This is a genomic window from Streptomyces sp. NPDC101234, assembly GCF_044767525.1.
Lineage (GTDB): Bacteria > Actinomycetota > Actinomycetes > Streptomycetales > Streptomycetaceae > Streptomyces > Streptomyces sasae.
The window spans coordinates 256,076-273,881 of sequence record NZ_JBIWOA010000008.1 but is presented as its reverse complement, the minus strand read 5'-3'; the positions used below and the strand labels follow the sequence as shown (position 1 = coordinate 273,881).

17 protein-coding genes are annotated in these 17,806 nt (G+C 69.0%); 11 read left to right on the top strand and 6 right to left on the bottom strand.

Annotation, left to right across the window (positions count from 1 at the left end; translation table 11 throughout):
* Positions 1-80: 80 nt before the first annotated feature.
* Together ACIRR9_RS17540 and ACIRR9_RS17535 are read right to left on the bottom strand one after the other, a co-directional pair.
* Complete coding sequence (locus ACIRR9_RS17540) at positions 81-230, bottom strand: hypothetical protein (RefSeq protein ID WP_403752148.1); 150 nt, start codon at positions 228-230, stop codon at positions 81-83.
* A 22-nt stretch (positions 231-252) separates the two neighbouring features.
* The gene (locus ACIRR9_RS17535; protein ID WP_403752145.1) at positions 253-654 is read right to left on the bottom strand and encodes a very short patch repair endonuclease; all 402 of its coding nucleotides are present in this window, start codon (positions 652-654) and stop codon (positions 253-255) included.
* Positions 655-1,171: 517 nt separating this feature from the next.
* Between ACIRR9_RS17535 and ACIRR9_RS17530 the strand changes: the two genes are divergently transcribed.
* Positions 1,172-2,695, top strand: a complete 1,524-nt coding sequence (locus ACIRR9_RS17530; RefSeq protein WP_403752142.1) for an alpha-1,2-mannosidase — start codon at positions 1,172-1,174, stop codon at positions 2,693-2,695.
* A 38-nt stretch (positions 2,696-2,733) separates the two neighbouring features.
* Here ACIRR9_RS17530 and ACIRR9_RS17525 read toward each other — a convergent pair whose 3' ends face one another.
* Complete coding sequence (locus ACIRR9_RS17525) at positions 2,734-3,753, bottom strand: hypothetical protein (protein WP_403752139.1); 1,020 nt, start codon at positions 3,751-3,753, stop codon at positions 2,734-2,736.
* Between the two features lie 77 nt (positions 3,754-3,830).
* Between ACIRR9_RS17525 and ACIRR9_RS17520 the strand changes: the two genes are divergently transcribed.
* A complete protein-coding gene (locus ACIRR9_RS17520) occupies positions 3,831-4,121 on the top strand; it encodes a DUF1905 domain-containing protein (RefSeq protein ID WP_365338096.1) in 291 nt (96 codons plus the stop codon).
* Between the two features lie 52 nt (positions 4,122-4,173).
* Here ACIRR9_RS17520 and ACIRR9_RS17515 read toward each other — a convergent pair whose 3' ends face one another.
* A complete protein-coding gene (locus tag ACIRR9_RS17515; protein ID WP_403752135.1) occupies positions 4,174-5,646 on the bottom strand; it encodes a beta-1,6-galactanase in 1,473 nt (490 codons plus the stop codon).
* Between the two features lie 261 nt (positions 5,647-5,907).
* Here ACIRR9_RS17515 and ACIRR9_RS17510 point away from each other — a divergent pair, with 261 nt between their 5' ends.
* The 5 genes from ACIRR9_RS17510 to ACIRR9_RS17490 all read left to right on the top strand — a co-directional run bounded on the left by ACIRR9_RS17510 (position 5,908) and on the right by ACIRR9_RS17490 (position 12,371).
* Positions 5,908-6,741, top strand: a complete 834-nt coding sequence (locus tag ACIRR9_RS17510) for a class E sortase (RefSeq protein WP_403752132.1) — start codon at positions 5,908-5,910, stop codon at positions 6,739-6,741.
* Between the two features lie 110 nt (positions 6,742-6,851).
* Complete coding sequence (locus ACIRR9_RS17505; RefSeq protein WP_403752129.1) at positions 6,852-7,163, top strand: hypothetical protein; 312 nt, start codon at positions 6,852-6,854, stop codon at positions 7,161-7,163.
* A 6-nt stretch (positions 7,164-7,169) separates the two neighbouring features.
* A complete protein-coding gene (locus ACIRR9_RS17500) occupies positions 7,170-11,555 on the top strand; it encodes a polymorphic toxin type 28 domain-containing protein (RefSeq protein ID WP_403752126.1) in 4,386 nt (1,461 codons plus the stop codon).
* Between the two features lie 82 nt (positions 11,556-11,637).
* Positions 11,638-12,045: a contact-dependent growth inhibition system immunity protein gene (locus tag ACIRR9_RS17495; RefSeq protein ID WP_384556124.1), complete on the top strand. Its 408-nt coding sequence runs from the start codon at positions 11,638-11,640 to the stop codon at positions 12,043-12,045.
* A gap of 179 nt (positions 12,046-12,224) precedes the next feature.
* Positions 12,225-12,371: a hypothetical protein gene (locus tag ACIRR9_RS17490; protein WP_403752122.1), complete on the top strand. Its 147-nt coding sequence runs from the start codon at positions 12,225-12,227 to the stop codon at positions 12,369-12,371.
* A 126-nt stretch (positions 12,372-12,497) separates the two neighbouring features.
* Here the strand turns inward: ACIRR9_RS17490 and ACIRR9_RS17485 are convergent, their stop codons facing one another.
* The gene (locus ACIRR9_RS17485) at positions 12,498-12,806 is read right to left on the bottom strand and encodes a hypothetical protein (protein ID WP_403752120.1); all 309 of its coding nucleotides are present in this window, start codon (positions 12,804-12,806) and stop codon (positions 12,498-12,500) included.
* Positions 12,807-13,467: 661 nt separating this feature from the next.
* Positions 13,468-14,889, bottom strand: a complete 1,422-nt coding sequence (locus ACIRR9_RS17480) for an MFS transporter (RefSeq protein WP_403752118.1) — start codon at positions 14,887-14,889, stop codon at positions 13,468-13,470.
* 68 nt (positions 14,890-14,957) lie between these two features.
* On the opposite strand from ACIRR9_RS17480, the gene ACIRR9_RS17475 reads away from it, so the two are divergent.
* The 4 genes from ACIRR9_RS17475 (at position 14,958) to ACIRR9_RS17460 (ending at position 17,778) form a co-directional block, all read left to right on the top strand.
* Positions 14,958-15,485 carry a winged helix-turn-helix transcriptional regulator gene (locus ACIRR9_RS17475; RefSeq protein WP_403752115.1) on the top strand — a complete coding sequence of 176 codons (528 nt, stop codon included), beginning with the start codon at positions 14,958-14,960 and terminating at the stop codon, positions 15,483-15,485.
* 48 nt (positions 15,486-15,533) lie between these two features.
* Positions 15,534-15,854 (top strand): DUF6412 domain-containing protein, encoded by a 321-nt coding sequence (locus ACIRR9_RS17470; protein ID WP_403752112.1) that lies wholly within the window; start codon positions 15,534-15,536, stop codon positions 15,852-15,854.
* Between the two features lie 162 nt (positions 15,855-16,016).
* Positions 16,017-16,760, top strand: a complete 744-nt coding sequence (locus ACIRR9_RS17465) for a YidC/Oxa1 family membrane protein insertase (RefSeq protein ID WP_403752109.1) — start codon at positions 16,017-16,019, stop codon at positions 16,758-16,760.
* Between the two features lie 160 nt (positions 16,761-16,920).
* The gene (locus ACIRR9_RS17460) at positions 16,921-17,778 is read left to right on the top strand and encodes a fumarylacetoacetate hydrolase family protein (protein ID WP_403752106.1); all 858 of its coding nucleotides are present in this window, start codon (positions 16,921-16,923) and stop codon (positions 17,776-17,778) included.
* The last annotated feature ends 28 nt before the right edge of the window (positions 17,779-17,806 follow it).

The window sequence follows — 17,806 nt, the reverse complement described above, 5'->3', positions numbered from 1 at the left end:
GTGGCTGTCAGCAACCGCTTCTCGGCTCCCGAATCCGCGCGTCTGACGGTCGGATTCGACTTCACCCGCAGCAGGCCGGCCTAGAGGAGATCCACATCGAGGCTCTCAGGATGGTCTTGGGGGTCGAAGTCCATCAGGTCGGTGTGAAACACGTTCCAGTGCGGTCGGTTGGCCTGCGGAGTATCGACGGCGAGGTTGTCCTCGTCCAGCAGCAGGCGCGGCTCGAGCACATATCCACGAAGGTCAGTCCGCTTAGTCTCTTCTCCCTCGGGTCTCGTCGGTCCGGCGCTGCGCCACGGCCGCTGCCACGCGTGCGGCCACTTCCTCAGGAGCTTCGTGCTCCCAGAATCGCAGCACCGTCCAACCTTCCGCGGTCAGATGCTCGGTCGTCTCCCGGTCGCGGGCCATGTTTCGGTCCAACTTGCGACGCCACCAGTCCGCGTTGGCCTTTGGCTGCGTGGCGTGCTGAGGGCAGCCGTGCCAGAAACAGCCGTCGATGAGGACCGCGACCTTGGCCCTGGTGAACGCCACGTCGACCCGGCGCCGAGGCATGCCCGGCACGGGGTACTCCACGCGATAACGCAGTCCGGCCGCGTGCAACAGCCGCCGCACTGCCAGTTCGGCCTCCGTGTCCTTGCTCGCCTGCCTGCTCATGCGGGCGGAAACGGGAGGAGAGGATGGGGCGACATCTGACACAGGAGCATTTTGCCAGCGAAGGTGGATCGGCGCACAGCCAAGGGTGGGCCTGCCTCGTTGGAGTGGGCGCCGTCGCCAGAGGGGCCGCCCGCTTCTTCGTCAGTGTCGTGCCTCCGCGGCCCGCCTCAAGGGCGCTCCCGCTCCGCTGCGCTCCGCGTCCGCGTCGGCTGCGCCGATGGCCCTGCGGGCCACCCTTGACCCGGGCCGCTCCGGCACGGGTTAGAAGCGAGCGGGCGGCCCGGGGAAAGTGGCGGCTTTCCGGGGTGTGCCGTGGGGTCGGCTGCGTTTCCGGGCGGGGTTGGGGCGCGTCGGCTGGGTGGGGGCACGCCGGGTTGTTCGGCGGGTGCGGTGGTGTCTTACGAGCGATCTGTGGCGGTATCCCGTTGATGTCAGTGGGGCGGGCTAGGGTCCCTGGTCACGGTCGGCATCAGTGGGTGCGGGCCCCGGTGACGTGCCGTCAATCAATGGAGTGGGCATGGGATTTGGAGTCACGTACGCGGACTTTTCGGTTGAGCCGGCGCGGCTGGCCAACGGGCGGGCGCGGTACGACGGGGCCCGGTTCGCCGGGGCGCATGTGGTGGTGGGGGCGGGCGGGACGGTGGCCGTGGACTTCGAGGTGGAGGACCCGGGGGATGTCGTCCAGGCGACGCTCACCGTCACGGCCCTCGTGTCCAAGCTCGGTTCCTCGCCGGGGTACGCGCCCATGACCGTACGGCTGCAGGGCAAGGTGCTCGCCGAGGATCTGACCGTGCCCGGTGGTGGGGACCTGGCGCATGACAATGTTTTCGCCGTGCCCGGGGATCTGCTCATACCCGGCACCAACACGCTGGAGATACAGTCCTCGGCCAAGGCCTCCAGCATGCTCTGGTTGTACCGGATCACCCTCGACCCCGTCTGGGAGCGCGGCCGTTCGGAGCGGGCCCGAGTGGCGGAAGGCGCCCGGGACTCGGTGTTCGCCTTCCGTACGGAACTGCGCCCGGCCCATGCCGCCAACGGCCCCTGGCAGTCGGCGCCGAGACTTCTCTTCCACGTCGACCGCGGCGAACAGTCCCTGCCCGCGCAGCTCTCCTGGCGAGGCGAGGACGGAGCCGAGGCCGCTGTCAGCTTCTCGGGCGAGATGTCCGGCTTCCATGGTTGCTACCGTGCGCAGGACGGCACGGCGTACGAATATCGGGGAGATCTCACCGACCGGTGGCCTTTCGCCGACGAGATCGAGCACCTTTCGGCGGCCACCCTGAACCGCTTCCACGCGGAGGAAGGGTGGGGCGGCGGCTGGCACCGCTCTTCCGAGCTGCGGCTGCTGGTCGACGACGGTGGAGCGTCCGTCGAGCGGGTGAGCTGGCGCGACCAGCGCGGCAACTCCGGCACGGCCGTCCTGCACACCGCCTTCACTGACGTCGAGGTGACGGGGGTCGAGGCGAGTGACGAGTACGACGACGCCGGCGAGGTGGCGGACAACCTCCTCGATGGGCGGCACAGTAAGTGGCTGGGCCGGGACGACACCGCACGGCTCGACTTCGCCCTCGCCCGCCCCGCCGCCGTCGCCTCGTACTCCCTGATGTCGGCGAACGACGCGCCCGACCGCGACCCCCGCGACTGGACGCTCCACGGCTCCCACGACGGCCGCACCTGGACGCCGTTGGACACCCGCGCCGGTGAAACGTTCAGCGGGCGCTTCGAGACACGGGAGTTCGTGCTACGCGGCCACGCACGGACGTACCGCCACTACCGTCTCGACATCACCCGCAACTCCGGCTCGACCGAGACCCAGCTCGCCCGCGTCCGCTTCGCCGGAGCGCCCGCCGGGCAGGCCTTCACCGGCTACTACCAGCGCCACAACGAAGGCCCCATCGGTTATCGGGGCACACCCGTCAGGACCGAAGACTCCGGGCTCACCGCCGTTCCCGGGCTTGCCGCGGAGCTGGAAGCCGCCGTGTCCAGCCTGACCGAGACCTCCCGGACACTGGCTGCCCTGGCGGCGCAACTCCGCAAGCACTGACCCGAGGCGGACGAGAGGAGCGGGGGCGGGCCGGTGCTTCAGGCGCCGGTACCGCCGTGGCACTCGGCGTAGACCGAGCCCACCCCGCACCAGCAGTCCGAGCTGCGCTGAGGCGGCCAGGCCACCGCTCGGCCTCGGGCCGCCAGCGTCGTCGCGTACTGCGGGAGCAGGGCGGAGTCGCCCGGTGAAGAGCTCTCCGACGCGGCGAAGGCCTCGTACGACGGGACCGTGCCCGTGACGATGCCCAGGTTCGGGGTGCCGGAGGTCGAGAGCTCGCGGAGGGAGGACTCTATGGTCGAGAGGTGTTCGGGGTGGGAGGGGTACTCGGTGGCCAGGTCGGGGTACGCCGACAGGAGTTCTGAAAGTTCCTCCGCCGGCCAGTGCAGGACCGCCACCGGGAACGGGCGTGAGAGGGCCTCGCGGTAGGCGCCCAGCTCGGCCTGGAGGCGGGAGATCTCCGCCTCCAGCTCCGCCGGGTTGTCCGAGCCCAGGGACCAGACGCGCTTGGGGTCGTGGAGTTCGTCCAGGGAGACCGAGGACGAGTGGAGGGTGTCGGCGCGGGCGTCCCAGTCGTCGTGGGGGAGGCCCAGCATGCGGCGGACCCGGTGGCGGCCGAAGAGGAGGGGGCGGGTGGCGTAGGGGGGTTCCGGGACGTCCGTGAGGAGGAGGGTTGCCGCCTCCGTGAACGTGTCGTGCGCCGCTTCGAGTTCGTCGTGGGATTCGAGGGATTCGGCCACGATCACCCAGGGGGCCGGGTCGCGGGGGGCGGTGGTGCGGAGACCGTCGATGATCGCGCGTGCCTCTGCCTCGTGGTCGTACTCCCACAGGTTCGACGCCTTCAGGGCGCGGACCAGGGGCGCGTTCTCCAGCTTGTCCGGGGTGGCGAGCAGACGGTCGTAGAGCGCGGTCGCGGCGGGGCGGGCGTCGGCCAGTTCCAGGTGGGCCGCGGCCTGGAGGAGGAGGGCCTCGGCGTCCGCGGGGTAGAGGCCGGCGGTCCGCTCCAGGCGTGCCGCTTCGGCTGTGTGGTCGACGTTCTCGGCAGGCGTGTCGGGGCGCATGAACGACACCGTACTGCCCGGCGGTGACAAAGGAGAGATAGAGATGGGGGGCAGTCGGTCGTGAGGGGAGTCGTTTTATGCAGTTCGTGTTCGGGGGGCGCGTCATCGAGTGGCGAGGGCCCGCGCCGTACTACTTCGTGCCCGTGCCGGAGGAGGAGTCCGAGGAGGTTCGGGCTGTCGCCGCCATGGCCTCGTACGGGTGGGGGGTCATTCCCGTCGAGGCGAGGGTGGGAGACGGCGTGGTCTTCGAGACGTCCCTGTTTCCCAAGGACGGCGGGTATCTGCTGCCGCTCAAGAGTGCGGTGCGCAAGCCTCAGGGGGTGGCGGTGGGGGATGAGGTGCGTGTCGAGATGAGCGTTCGGCTGTGATGGCGGAGGGGGCAACGGCAGTCGCCGTGCCCCCTCCGCCACCGGTCGCCTTCTAGATCGTGACGCCGTCGATCTGCAGGGTCTGCACCGCCTTCGCCGCGACCGACACCGCCACCGTCTTTCCGGACAGGTACGTGTCCGAGTACGACTTGTACGTGTCGCCGCCCGTCGTCACCGTGTTCCAGCGCGGGACCAGGCCGCCCGTGCCGCCGGTCACCGTGGTGAAGCCGGAGAGGTTGAAGGTGAAGGTCTGGGCGGAGGTGGCGGTGTTGAGGGCGACTATCACCAGGCGCTTCGCCGAGGAGTCGTAGGCGGCCACCGCGTTGCTCACGCCCGTGTCGAGGATCTTCATCCCGGGGCGGATGTGGCGGCTGAACTGGGCCATCACGTAGTACTTGGTGGTGATGGCGCCCGCCGTCAGGGTGCTTGCGTCGTACGCGATCATCGCCCAGTTCGTGGACGGGTCCATGACCTGCCAGTAGACCCAGGCGGTGGGGTGCAGCCAGCGGAAGTCGTAGAGCAGGTTGAAGGCCATGGTGTAGCCGGTGCCGTCGTTGTCGCCGGTCTCGGAGTTCCACAGGGCCTTGCCGGCCGTCGTCACGACGTCCGTGTAGAGCAGGTCGCGGCGGCCGCCCGAGCCCTGGTAGCCGTGGACGTTCACGCGGTCCACGTAGCCCTTCGTGGTGGAGGAGAAGGCGCTCCAGGTGGTGCGGGCCAGGTCGTAGCTCGTCTCGTCCGAGGCCGAGATCTTGGTGCTGGTCAGGCCTCGGCTGTTCAACTCGCTGCGGAGGTAGGGGAGTACGGCCGCCTGGACCGTCGAGTCGATGTGGCAGCCCTCCTGGGTGCCGGTCGCCGTCCACCAGGCGGACGAGGGCTCGTTGAAGGCCTCGACCGTCGCGAAGTTCACGCCCCAGTTGTTCTTGGCGTACAGCGCGACGGACGCCAGGTGGGAGGCGTGCTGGCGGTAGTTCCAGGACTGGAGGTTGTTGCCGCCGTCGGCGGCGCCGGACGGGTTGTGGTTCAGACACATCCACCACATGGGGGAGTTGGCGAAGAGCTCGGCGGTCGCGCCGCGGTTCACCGCCTTCACGAGCATCGCGCGCTGGGTCGCGTCCGCGGTCCAGTTCCAGGCCGAGGACGTCGGGTCCTCGTTGTTCCAGTCCTGCCAGTAGCCCTCGATCTGCTTGAACGCGGGGATGTTGGCGGACGCCACCATGCTCTCGCCGTTCACGGTGTTCCAGCTGGACGCGCCCAGGTTGTAGCGGGCGATGTTCAGGCCCAGGCCGGGGAGCGAAGTGCTGTTGTACGTCGTCGACTTGGTGGTGAAGAAGATGTCGGCGAAGTCGTCCCTGGTGCCGAAGACGTTGCCCCACCAGGCGAGGGACGTACCCCAGCCCTCCCAGGTGCCCCACGAGGTCGACGGGCTGACGGCGATCGTCGCGTCGGCGCGTGCCGTGCCGGTGGCCAGGGCGCTGCCCAGGAGGCCGCCTCCCGCGGCGGCCAGGAGTGTTCTGCGTCGGATCATGGCTGTTTCTCGACCTCTCCGTGCGGCTCAAACACCGGTTCCCGGACCGGCGTCGACTCGTCCCCCCGCATGCCAACACGAAGCATCAGGTGTGGCGTGTGGGGTTGTCGAGGGTTGCGACAGCGGTTTCTAAAACCCGTGGAGGAAGTGATCGCGGGGAGGGACTGCGACAGGAAGCCCTACGGCTCTGGTGACTTGGCGGCGGTCGCCCTATCGTGCGGGCCGGCTGTGGGCCTGTTGTGGGCCGGCGGGAGGTGTGCGATGCGGCGGGGCGTGGGACGCGGTGACCGGAGGGGCGTGGGAGGCGGTGGGCGACGGGTCGTGGTCCACGGTGACCGGCGGTGGCGGGCGCGGCGACGGCGGGTGGTGTGGACCGGGGGTGAACTGCTCGTCACCGTGGGCGTGGTGCTCATGCTCCTCGTCGTGCACCAGCTGTGGTGGACCAACCGGGAGGCGAAGCAGGGAGCCGAGCGGAAGGTGGAGGCGCTGGAGCGGGAGTGGGGGCGGGGCGATGGCGGGTCCGCCGGCTCAGGAGGTTCGAGCGGTGCGGACAAGGGCGGTTCCGGTACGGCACGCTCCGCGCCGTCCACCCGTTCCGGTTCCGGCCGGCAGCAGACGTCGTACACCACGCGGGTCGTCGCCTCGCAGGCGTACGCCATCCTCGTCATCCCGCGTCTCGGTCTCCGCGTCCCGATCGCCGAGGGGGTCAGCAAGCCGAACGTGCTCAACCACGGGTACGTCGGTCACTATCCGGGCACTCAACAGCCGGGTCAGGCGGGGAACTTCGCTCTGGCCGGGCATCGCAACACCCACGGCGAGCCGTTCCGCTACCTGCCCCGCCTCCGGCGCAAGGACACGATCGAGGTCGAGACCGAGTCGGCGACCTACACCTACGTCGTGGACCAGATCCTGCCGCAGACGTCGTCCCGGGACTCCGGGGTCGTGCGCGCCGTACCGCGTTCGATCGTGAAGCCGTCGTACGGATACAAGGAGCCCGGGTACTACATCACCCTCACCACCTGCACGCCCGAGTTCACCTCGCGGTACCGGATGGTGGTGTGGGGGAAGCTGGTGTCGATGCGGCCGTGGGCGTAGGCGCTTGCGGTCTTTGCCGTGCCTTGGGCTCGCCGATACCTTCCGCATAACCGCTCTCCATAGTGTCTTGGGTTGGCATGTGCACAGAGTGAAGTGCGGGGGTGGGTGGCATGTCGGACCTGAAGAAGGAAGCCGCGTCGATGCACAAGGCGGCGTCGGGGCTGCGTGGGGTGGGGCATCACACGGCGAAGCCGTTGCAGCAGTTCCGGGCGCAGTCGCATGACCTGGATGCGCTGGGCGCTCTCGGGTCACTGCTCAGTGCCACGGGCGAGATACGCGAGGGCATGACCACACTCGCCAGACTCACCCAGCAGTTGGGCGAGGAGTGGGACGCGGAGGCGAAGCTGATCGGTGAGGTCTCCGACGCCTTCGATCTGCTGGACGTGCTGATCGCGGCCGCGGCCCAGGGCGAGAAGGGCTGACCGGGCGTGGTTGACCTCAACCCCCTGCACTACATCAGCAAGTTCAACCACATGTTCGGCGACTCGGTCGCAAGTGGTCTTGAGTTCCTGGGGATTTCGGATCCGGCGGTGGATCCGGACGGGGTTCGTGAGATCGCGACGAAGTGGCGGCACCTGGCCGGTGGTCTGGACGACGCCGCCACCGCCGCGGAGCGTGCCTTGCGGGGCGTGGAGTGGGACGGCAAGGCGGCCAAGGCGTTCGGCAAGCGCTCCAAGGCGGCTCGCAAGCAGGCCACGGAGATGGCGCACGCGCTGCGCGAGGGCGCCAAGGCGCTCGACGACTTCGCCGACAAGGCGCACGAGCTGCTGTCCGAGATCGGCGTGATGCTCGCGGAGATCGCCGAGTTCGAGATCGCGGGCCTGGCGCTGTCGGTGCTGACCGCGGGTGCCTCGGATGTGGCCGCCACCCTGATGGCGGGCGAGCGGGCGCTGAAGGTGGTGGCGCTGATCGGGCGGATCGAGGAGGAGGGCACCGCCCTCGGTACCGCCGTACGCGAGATCATGGAGGTCATCCGGAGTGTGGAGCGGGCGCTGAAGGCGCTCAAGGAGATCCGCGCCGTCGCCGGGGTGGCCAAGCTGGCCAAGGAGGGCGCGACCTTCACCGCGTTCACCACGCTGCTGGAGGACCCGGGCGCGTTCAAGGACCCGGAGAAACTGGCGGGGATCCTTGCCGAGGGCGCGGTGATGGGCGTCGGGTTCGGGATGCTGGGCAAGGCGCTCGGCAAGGGGTTGAAGGCGCTGGGGCCGGCGGCACTGGCCCGGCTCAGCAAGACGATGGGACTGGACTGTGCCGCGTTCGAGCGGCTGAAGCTGAGTCCGGGCTTCGACAAGCTGCCCGCTTCGATCCGCAACATGGTCAAGAAGTTCGTGCGGGACCCGATCGACGTGGCCACCGGCGACATGGCGCTGCCCCGCACCGACGTGTCCCTGCCGGGCGTACTGCCCCTGGTTCTGGAACGTACGCACATCTCGTCGTACCGGTGGGGCGGCTGGTTCGGGCCCAGTTGGGCCTCCACCCTCGACCAACGCGTCCAGGCCGACGAGGAGGGCTTCGTGTACGCGGCGGCGGACGGCGCCCGCCTGTGCTTCCCGCCACTGGATCCGCAGACCGACGAGCCGGTGCGCCCGCTGACCCCGGGCTCGCGGCTGACTCTGTCCTGGGACGCGGAGACCGACGGCGCGGTCCGTGTCACCGACCCGGACACGGGACTGATCCACGTCTTCCACTCCCCGGTCGCCGCAGCCGACGACACGGCCGTCGACCTGCCCCTGCAGCACATCCAGGACCGCAACGGCAACCGCATCACCGTCGAGTACGAGCAAGGCGACCTTCCGGGCGCGGTCGTCCACTCCGGCGGCTATCGGATCGCCCTGGACCACGACCCGGCCCGCTCCCGCATCACCGGCCTGCGCCTGCTCGACCCCACCCGCCCGGACCGGCCGGGCACCACCCTGCTCACCTTCGGCTACGACGAGCAGGGCCGGTTGGCCGGCGAAACCAACTCTTCGGGGCTGCGGATGCGTTACGAGTACGACGTCGAGGGTCGCGTCACCTCCTGGACCGACCGGAACTGCACCACTTACTGGTACCGGTACGACGAACAAGGCCGCGTGATCGCCACCGGCGGCACCGGTGACGCCCTCGCCTCCACCCTCACGTACGACGACGCCACCCGCACCACCTCCGTGACCGACTCTCTCGGCCACACCCGCGTCTACGAACACAACGAGAACCTGCGGCTGACCAGGGAGACCGACCCCCTCGGCAACACCATTCGCCAGGAGTGGAACGACCAGCTGCAAGTAACGGCCTTCACCGACCAGACGGGATGCAGCACGCACCTTTGCTACGACAGCACGGGGGACATGATCAAGGTCATTCGGCCTGACGGTTATGAGACGGCTGCCACGTACAGCGCCCTTGGGCTGATCGAGACGGTGACGGACCCGGTCGGCTCGGTGTGGCGCAATATCCACGACGATCGTGGGAACCGCATTGCCGTCGTGGAGCCGAGTGGAGCGACAACCCGATTCGGTTACAACAGCTCCGGGCACCTGACGTCGGTCACCGATGCTCTGGGACGCACCACGTCCGTACGGAACAACGCGGCGGGCGTGCCGCTCCAGATCCGGGATCCGCTCGGCAGTGTCACCGGGTATGAGCGAGACTCCTTCGGCCGCACCATCGCACTCACGGATCCCCTGGGGGCCGCGACCCGCACGGAATGGACCGCCGACGGGCAGCCGAAGCGACGGATCACGCCCGACGGCAGTTCGGAATCCTGGGCATACGACGCCGAGGGGAACTGCACGGCCCACACCACCCCCACAGGAGCGACGAGCCGCTTCGAATACGGCCACTTCGACCTGCTGACTGCCCGTGTCGATCCCGACGGTGCGCGCTACGAGTACATGTACGACACCGAGTTGCGCCTGGCGAAGGTGACGAACCCGGCCAATCGTACGTGGCATTACGTGATCGATGCTGCGGGACGCCTGGCCGCCGAGACAGACTTCGACGGCCGCACACTCAGCTACTCTCACGACGCGGCCGGCCGTCTCGTGGGCAAGAGCGACACCCTCGGCCAGATGGTCCGGTTGGATCGCGACGCCCTCGGTCACGTCGTCCGCAAGGACATGCTCGGTCTGGTCACCACATACGCGTACGATCCCGCCGGACGTCTTGTGGACGCATGCGGTCCGGACGCGTCATTGAGCCGACAGTTCGACATCAGCGGCAACTTGAGCGCCGAAACCGTCAATGGGCTCACCACACGGTATACGTACGATGAGCTGGGCCGCCGTACGAGCCGTACCACTCCCGTCGGCGCGGTGAGCACCTTCGGGCACGATGCTGCGGACAACCTCGTCGCCCTTGTCGCCGCAGGCCGCACGATCAACCTCGAATACGACGCCGCCGGCCGAGAACGCGCCCGGCGCGTCGGCGAGTCCATCGTGATGTCCCATACCCACGACGTGGTGGGTCGGCTCACCCGGCAGGCCGTGACAAGCCCCACCGGTCACGTCATCCAGGAGCGCGGCTACAGCTATCGGTCGGACGGCTACCTCGAGCGACTGGACGATCACCTGAACGGCAGTCGGCGCATGACGCTGGACGTCATGGGGCGCGTCACCGAAGTCCGGGCGGAGGGCTGGGCGGAACGCTACGCGTACGACGAGTCCGGCAACCAGACCGCGGCGGACTGGCCGGAGGTACACCCGGGCCACGAGGCCGCCGGGCCGCGAGTGTACGACGGCGGCCGCATCACACGGGCTGGGCGCGTTCGGTATGAACACGACGCTCGTGGCCGGATCACTCTTCGCCAGAGGACAAGGCTTTCCCGGAAGCCGGACACCTGGCGCTATACCTGGGATGCCGAAGACCGGCTCACAACGGCCGTGACGCCCGACGGCACGGTCTGGCGCTATCTGTACGACCCTCTGGGGCGCCGCATCGCCAAGCAGAGGCTCACTGCCGACGGCACAGCCGTCGCCGAACAGGTCGACTTCACCTGGGATTCCAGCACGGTCTGCGAACAGACGACCAGAGTCGCGGATTCGCCACGTCTGGTCACCCTCACCTGGGAGCATGACGGCTTGCACCCGCTTGCCCAGAGCGAACGTGTGACTCTTGCCGAAGCACCTCAAGAGGAGATCGACTCACGCTTCTTCGCGATCGTCACCGACCTCGCCGGTGCACCGACGGAACTTCTCGGCGAAGAGGGAAGCGTCGCGTGGCGGACACGCTCCACGCTCTGGGGCAAAACAGCGTGGACGGCGAAGAGCGCGGCCTACACTCCGCTCAGGTTTCCGGGTCAGTACTACGACCGTGAGACCGAACTTCACTACAACTACTTCCGCTACTACGACCCCGAGAGCGCCCGCTACCTCTCCCCGGATCCTCTCGGGCTGCTTCCGGCTCCGAACCCCCATACCTACGTCCACAATCCACTCACGTGGACCGATCCGCTCGGACTCGCGCCAGAGTGCCGTGAGCTGGGACTGCGTGATGCCGCACAGCGGGCGATCAGCCGACTTGAGAACATCAAGAAGGACCCTCTCGGAGAGATAAACTCCCAGCCGAACCACAACCACTACAGCGCCGCTCGCCGGGAGGCGAATGGCGAGGTTGTCGCCAGGAAACCTGATGGAACTCCTTTCGACCACATCGCCGACCTGACGCAGGCCCGCAACGGCTTGAACAACATCCGTCAGATCCTGGATGCGGAGTTGAGGAATCCACCGGAATCCATCACGGACCGCGGTTTGGAAGTCCTGAAGAAGAAGCGTAAGGAAACCATTGACGAGCTCGACCGTCTGAATGGCTTCCTGCACTCGATCGGCCACCGCTGAGCGGTGCACGATCCCGCCGCAGGGGCTCGGACCGCTTTGGCTCGCGCCTGGAACAGGAGAGGACCCGACGATGTCCCAGCCCATGGCCCTGGACAAGTCGCTCGAACAGTTGGAGGGGCGCCGCTGGCCGGATCCACCTGAGGAAAGCACCTCGCTGGTCAAGGCCATCCACCAACTCCGCCGACGCCCGATCGGAACCCTGGAGTCCCATGAACTGGCCAGGTTGATCACCCAGAAGGAGGGGGTGCCCCTGCTCCTGCCCCTGGCGGTGAAGATCCTCACTGAATCGGCACGAGCCCAGGCGGAGGGCGGCTACTTCTTCGACGACGAGCTTCTGTACGCGGTAGTCGTCGTGGATCCGGAAGTATGGAAGGAAAACCCCGACCTCGCTCGCGAGCTGAAAGCCGCCGTGACGATGCTGACCGACCTGTCGAGCTACGTGAAGCCGGACGTCGAGACTTTCCTCGCCTCGCTTCCCGAGGAGAATTAGGCGCACGGTGGTCGCGTAGTTGTCGGTCGGTGGTCTCGACGCCTTCCGGTACGAGGCGTTGTCGCAGATGCGGGAGGATGACGCCGTCTTGTCGCTCTCGATGCACCCCGCGGTGGCACCGGAACCTCATCCGATGACGCCCTGCCCGCATCTCCCGTAACAAGCGGCCTGGCCGTCCGTTGATTCGCTGGGACGGCTACGACACGCTCGCAAAATGCACATCCGTCGGCACGTCGCTGGTCAACTCCAACAACAGGTTCATCGCTTACATGTGCAATCAGGAGACCAAGGCGTACGTCCTCTGGGTCGAGGAACGCATCAGCTGACGACGGCCTTCGCGGCCATCGCCAACGGCCCGGCGTGCCACTCCGGGTGTGCCGGGCCGCTTGCCAGCCAACCGTCTTGGATCCGCGCAACGCTCCCCGGGACCGCCACGGCCGGACTCCCGGATCTCAGGGGCAGAACACGTCTGCGGACGAATGGTCGGTTTCCCTGCCGGACGTCATGTCCTTTCCCGCTACGGACACCGAACTCCCGCATCCGAGTGGGGGCTTCACCACTGCGCTCCAAGTGACGAACCCGCTCTGGTCCACGTCCGCCGTGCCTTGCGCCAAGGTCTTGCCGCTTCCGGTGAACGTGAAATGAGCTTTTCCGCCCGGTGTGAAGTTCTCGCCGTCAACTCCCAGCGAGGTGGCGTTCTTGCCGGGGACGTCGTTGCCGGCATCGACATCTATGATCCGAGGAGAAGGTTCAGTGGGCATGGTGCGATCCCTTACATCGGCTCACGGCTTCACGATCTGAATCCGAGAGATGCAAGCTCCTCCTCCCAATGTGTACCGACACCGGTGGCACTGCAATGTGGGCGACTGCGGCCGCGGTCGCGCGCCGTAGGCTCCCGTCGCCGAATGGGAGGTCCGACGTGGGTTCTTGGGCGCACAGGACTTGGCCTGCTGCCGCACTCGTCGCGGGATTCGCGGGATTCGCGGGATTTCTGAGTGCTTGCGATCCGGCGACCATGGATCCCACGGACCCTGCCAACTTCAGCTCCGTCGCCTTCGTCAACGACACCGGATCCCCGGCCGTCCTGTTCGAGTGCGGCGACAGCCGTGGGCGTGACTGCCATGACATGAGCGGTCGACTCGCTCCCGGAGAACGCAGCGACGAACAGGTGTCCTGGGGGACAGGTCTCGATCCCTGGCAGGTTCGGGACACGCGGGGGCGGGTGGTCGGCCGGCTTCTCGTGAGCTCACCGCGTCGTGAATCCGGAGCCGTCTACTACCTCGGCGATGCCGAGTCCCGGCCCGGAGGGGCAACGGCTCCACGCGTCTCGCCGCATCCCGACCCGACGCAGTAGTGGCCGCGTGCCGCCGGCGAACGGCTCCGCGAGGCCGTATCGGCAGGGCGAACCCTGCCGATACGGCCCTAGTGCGCCCGCTCCCGCAGCCCCAGTACCCCCGCCGCCCCCACGGCCGCCAGCGCCGCCGACACCACCATCGCCACGTCCGCCCCGTGGGCCAGGCCGCCGCCGCTGGACGTCGCCAGGGCGATGGTCAGGGCCACGCCCGCGCAGGAGCCGATGTAGCGGAACGTCTGCTGGGCGCCCGAGCCCATCGCCGCGCGGGCGGTGGGGACCGACTCGACCGCGAGCAGCGGCAGGGCCGCGTTGAGGAGGCCGCTGCCCACCCCGCCCAGGACCATGCCCGGCAGCAGGCGTGGCCATGAGCCGGCGTCCAGCGCGCCCAGCATGGTCAGCGCGCCGGCCGCGTGCAGCAGGAAACCCGCCGCCAGTTGCCAGCGCGGGGAGACGCGGCCCGCCAGGCGCTTGGCCTGCAGTGCCACCGTGAAGGACAGGCCGGACCAGAGCAGGAACAGCCATGCCGTGTTCATGGCGGACATCCCGAGCGTCCGCTGGAGCAGCGCCGGCAGGAAGCTGAACAGGCCTATCACCGTCAGGCCGGTGAAGAGACCGGCGGTGGAGGAGCCCAGGAAGCGGGGGCTGCGGAGCAGGGCCAGGTCGATCATCGGGGTCGGTGAGAAGCGCCGCTCGATCAGGGTGAAGACCGCCAGCAGGATCACCGTCGCCGCCAGCAGCAGGCCCACCTGCGGGCGCAGCCAGCCGTCCCGGCCCAGGGTCAGGGCCGCCACCAGGGACACCAGCGCGAGGCCGAAGGTCAGGGCCCCGGCGACATCCGGGCGGCCGCCGCGCGGTGAGCGGGACTCCGGCAGCGTACGGAAGGAGAGCGCCGCCACGATCAGCGCGGCCGCGCCCAGTACGGCGTACGCCACCCGCCAGTCGGGCATCGCCCCGGCGACCAGCGGGCCGACCGCGATGCCGCCGCTCACGAACGCGCCCCACACACCCGTCGCGTGCAGCCGGCCGCGCGGGCTCGGGTACGCGGTCACCAGCAGGCCCAGGCTGCTCGCCAGGATCGCCGCGCTCGCCGCGCCCTGCGCCACCCGGGCGAGGGTGAAGGCCCAGGTGGAGGTCGTCAGACCGCCGAGGGCGGTGGTCAGGCCGAGGGCGAGGGTGCCGGCGACGAAGATGCGGCGGCGCCCGTAGTCGTCGGCCAGGCTGCCCGCCACCAGGAGGAGGGCGGCGAGGCCGAGCGGGGTGCCGTTCAGGAGCCAGGCCTGCGCGGAGGCCGGTGTGTGCAGGGCCGCCGCCGTGTCCGGGAGCGTGACCACCGGGGCCGTGTACGTCATCAGGGCCACGGCGGTCGCGGCACTGGTCAGGGCGAGGGCGGAGCGGGCGCCTCGGGTTGGGGACGAGGGTGGTTCCGTGACGGCCGGCGTACTTGGCGAAGGGCTCGCAGGCTTCAAAGTTCTTTCATTGAACCTAGTCATGGCTGTACCGTAACACCGTCGGTTCGTTCATTGAACCCGTAGCTGCGAAACTGACTAAGGTGGACTCCATGGCACTGGGCAAGGACTACGCGACGCAGGAGTGCTCGATCGCCAGCGCGCTGGAGGTCGTAGGCGAGCGGTGGACCCTGCTCGTCATCCGCGACGCGCTCTACGGCGTCCGGCGGTACAACGACTTCCTCGTCCACCTCGGCATCCCGCGCGCCGTCCTGTCGGCCCGCCTCAGGACGCTCACCGAGGAGGGGATCCTGGAGAGGCGCCGGTACCAGGAGTCGCCGCCCCGGGACGAGTACCTCCTCACCGACTGCGGGATCGCGCTCTGGCCCGTCCTGCGCGCCCTCGGTGTCTGGGGGCGCGAGCACCGCATGGAGCGCCGGCTGCGCTACCTCCGGCACGTGGAGTGCGGTACGGAACTCGGGTCGTACGGCGAATGTCCCGCCTGTGGAACCGTCGTACCCGTCGCGGACGTTCTCCTTACGCCGGGACCGGGACTCAACCCCGACCCGGCCGATCCGGTCAGCCGGGCGCTCCTCAAGCCCAAGAGGCTCCTGGAGCCGCTGGAAACGGATCATGTGTAATAGGCGGCAGTGAGCATGGGCGTATGCGTGAGCGGAGGGGGCTGGGCGATGCGTGTGAACGGCCGTTGGGTCCTGCCGTCGCGTCCGGCCGCCCTTCTGTTGCTCCTGCTCCTCGACCTTCTGCTGCTCGACTCCGGCAGCCTCTTCACCACCGTCGCGCTCGCCGCGACCGCCGCCGCCGGATCCGCCCTCGCCGTCTGCGCCCTCCGCGCGGCCCGCTCCGCTCCCGCCGTACCGCCCACCCGGGTCCGTACGGCGATACGCGACCGGGACCGGCGCACCGCCTTCCTGCCGCAGCGCGATCCGGATGCGAAGGGTCGCAGCCGCCCACGAGCACCCGGACACGCCCTCCAGGCGACCACCGCGTAGGGCACCCGGCCGATCGGATCCGATCCGATCTGATTCGGTCCAAGCCGGTCCGATTCGGTCCGGTCCGGTCCGGGTGACCCCGCGCGGGTCGTCATGCCGTCCCACCTCTTCACTCACGGCACGACGAGACCCCTCGGAGGGCTCCCACCCATGTCCGTTCCCATGTCCGTTTTCGCCGGCCTGGTCGAGCATCTCGCCGACCTGCTCCAGCCGCTCTTCCACGCCTCGGCGGCCGCCGCCGCGATCGTCCTGTTCACCGCGCTGGTACGACTGCTCGTGCATCCCCTCTCCCGCGCCGCCGCCCGCGGCCAGCGCGCCCGCGCCGCGCTCCAGCCCAGAATCGCCGAGCTGCGGAAGAAACACGGGAAGGACCAGCAGGCCCTGCAGAAGGCGGTGCTGGAGCTGCACGCGGAGGAAAAGGTGTCGCCGTTGTCCGGCTGTCTGCCCGTGCTGCTGCAACTGCCCGCGTTCTTCCTCCTCTACCACCTGTTCTCCAACTCCACGATCGGCGGCCATGACAACGGCCTGCTCTCCCATGAGCTGCTGGGGGCTCCGCTCGGCGGGCGGTGGGCCGACGTCCTCGGCGACGGGGCGTTCGGGAGCGCCGGGCTGGTCTATCTGTCGCTGTTCGCCCTGGTCGCCGTCGTCGCCACCTTCAACTTCCGTCGCACCAGGCGGATGGGGATGGGGACGGGGACACCGGCGGTGACGGGGACGGGGGCCGGGACGGCGGGGGTGAGTGAGGGGGAGCAGCAGGTGCCGGGCCTGGGGGCGGTCGCCGGACTCGCGCCGTACATGTCCTACTTCACGCTCGTCACCGTGGCCGTGGTGCCGCTGGCGGCCGCGCTGTACGTGGTGACCAGTGCGGCCTGGAGCGCGGTGGAGCGGGCGGCGCTGTATCGATGAGGCTGTGCCGATGAGGCCGTATCGATGAAGGCGGCGCGGCTACGGTCCAGTACGTGAACAGGCTCTTGCCCGCTGCACCCGCATCTTGGAGGATCGACCAGTCCTCCGATGGCTGCACACGTCGGCCGGGCGCCCGCTATCAAGGGAGATGGTGACGACCATGAAGCTGCTGCGAGTCGGTACGGCGGGGGCGGAGCGGCCCGCGCTGCTCGACGCCGAGGGAACCCTGCGGGACCTGTCGGGTGTCGTGGACGACATCGACGGGGCGCTGCTCGCCGACGACGCGGCGCTCGGCCGGGTCCGTGCCGCCGCCGACGCCGGGGAGCTGCCCGTGCTCGACGCGACCGGGCTGCGGATCGGGCCGCCGCTGGGGCGCATCGGCAAGATCGTGTGCATCGGGCTCAACTACCACGACCACGCGCGTGAGACGGGGGCCGAGCCGCCGGCCGAGCCGGTCGTCTTCTTCAAGGCCGCGGACACGGTCGTGGGGCCGAACGACACCGTGCTGGTCCCCCGCGGGTCCGTGAAGACCGACTGGGAGGTCGAGCTCGCCGTCGTCATCGGGCGTACGGCGCGTTATGTGGCCGACGACGAGGACCCGTTGGCCTATGTCGCCGGGTACGCCGTCGCGCACGACGTGTCCGAGCGGGAGTTCCAGATCGAGCGGGGCGGGACCTGGGACAAGGGGAAGAACTGCGAGACGTTCAATCCGCTGGGGCCGTGGCTGGTCACGGCGGACGAGGTCGGGGATCCGCAGGAACTGTCCCTGAAGCTCTGGGTGAACGGCGAACTGAAGCAGGACGGGACCACGGCCGAGCAGATCTTCCCGGTCGCGGAAGTCGTGCGGTACGTAAGCCGGTTCATGGTGCTCTACCCGGGTGACGTCATCAACACGGGGACTCCGGCCGGGGTCGCGCTGGGGGCGCCCGAGCCGAAGCCGTTCCTGCGGGGCGGGGACGTGGTGGAGCTGGAGATCGCGGGGCTCGGCAAGCAGCGGCAGGAGTTCAAGAACGCCTGAGGGGCGTGGGGTTGCTCAGCGCGGGCGG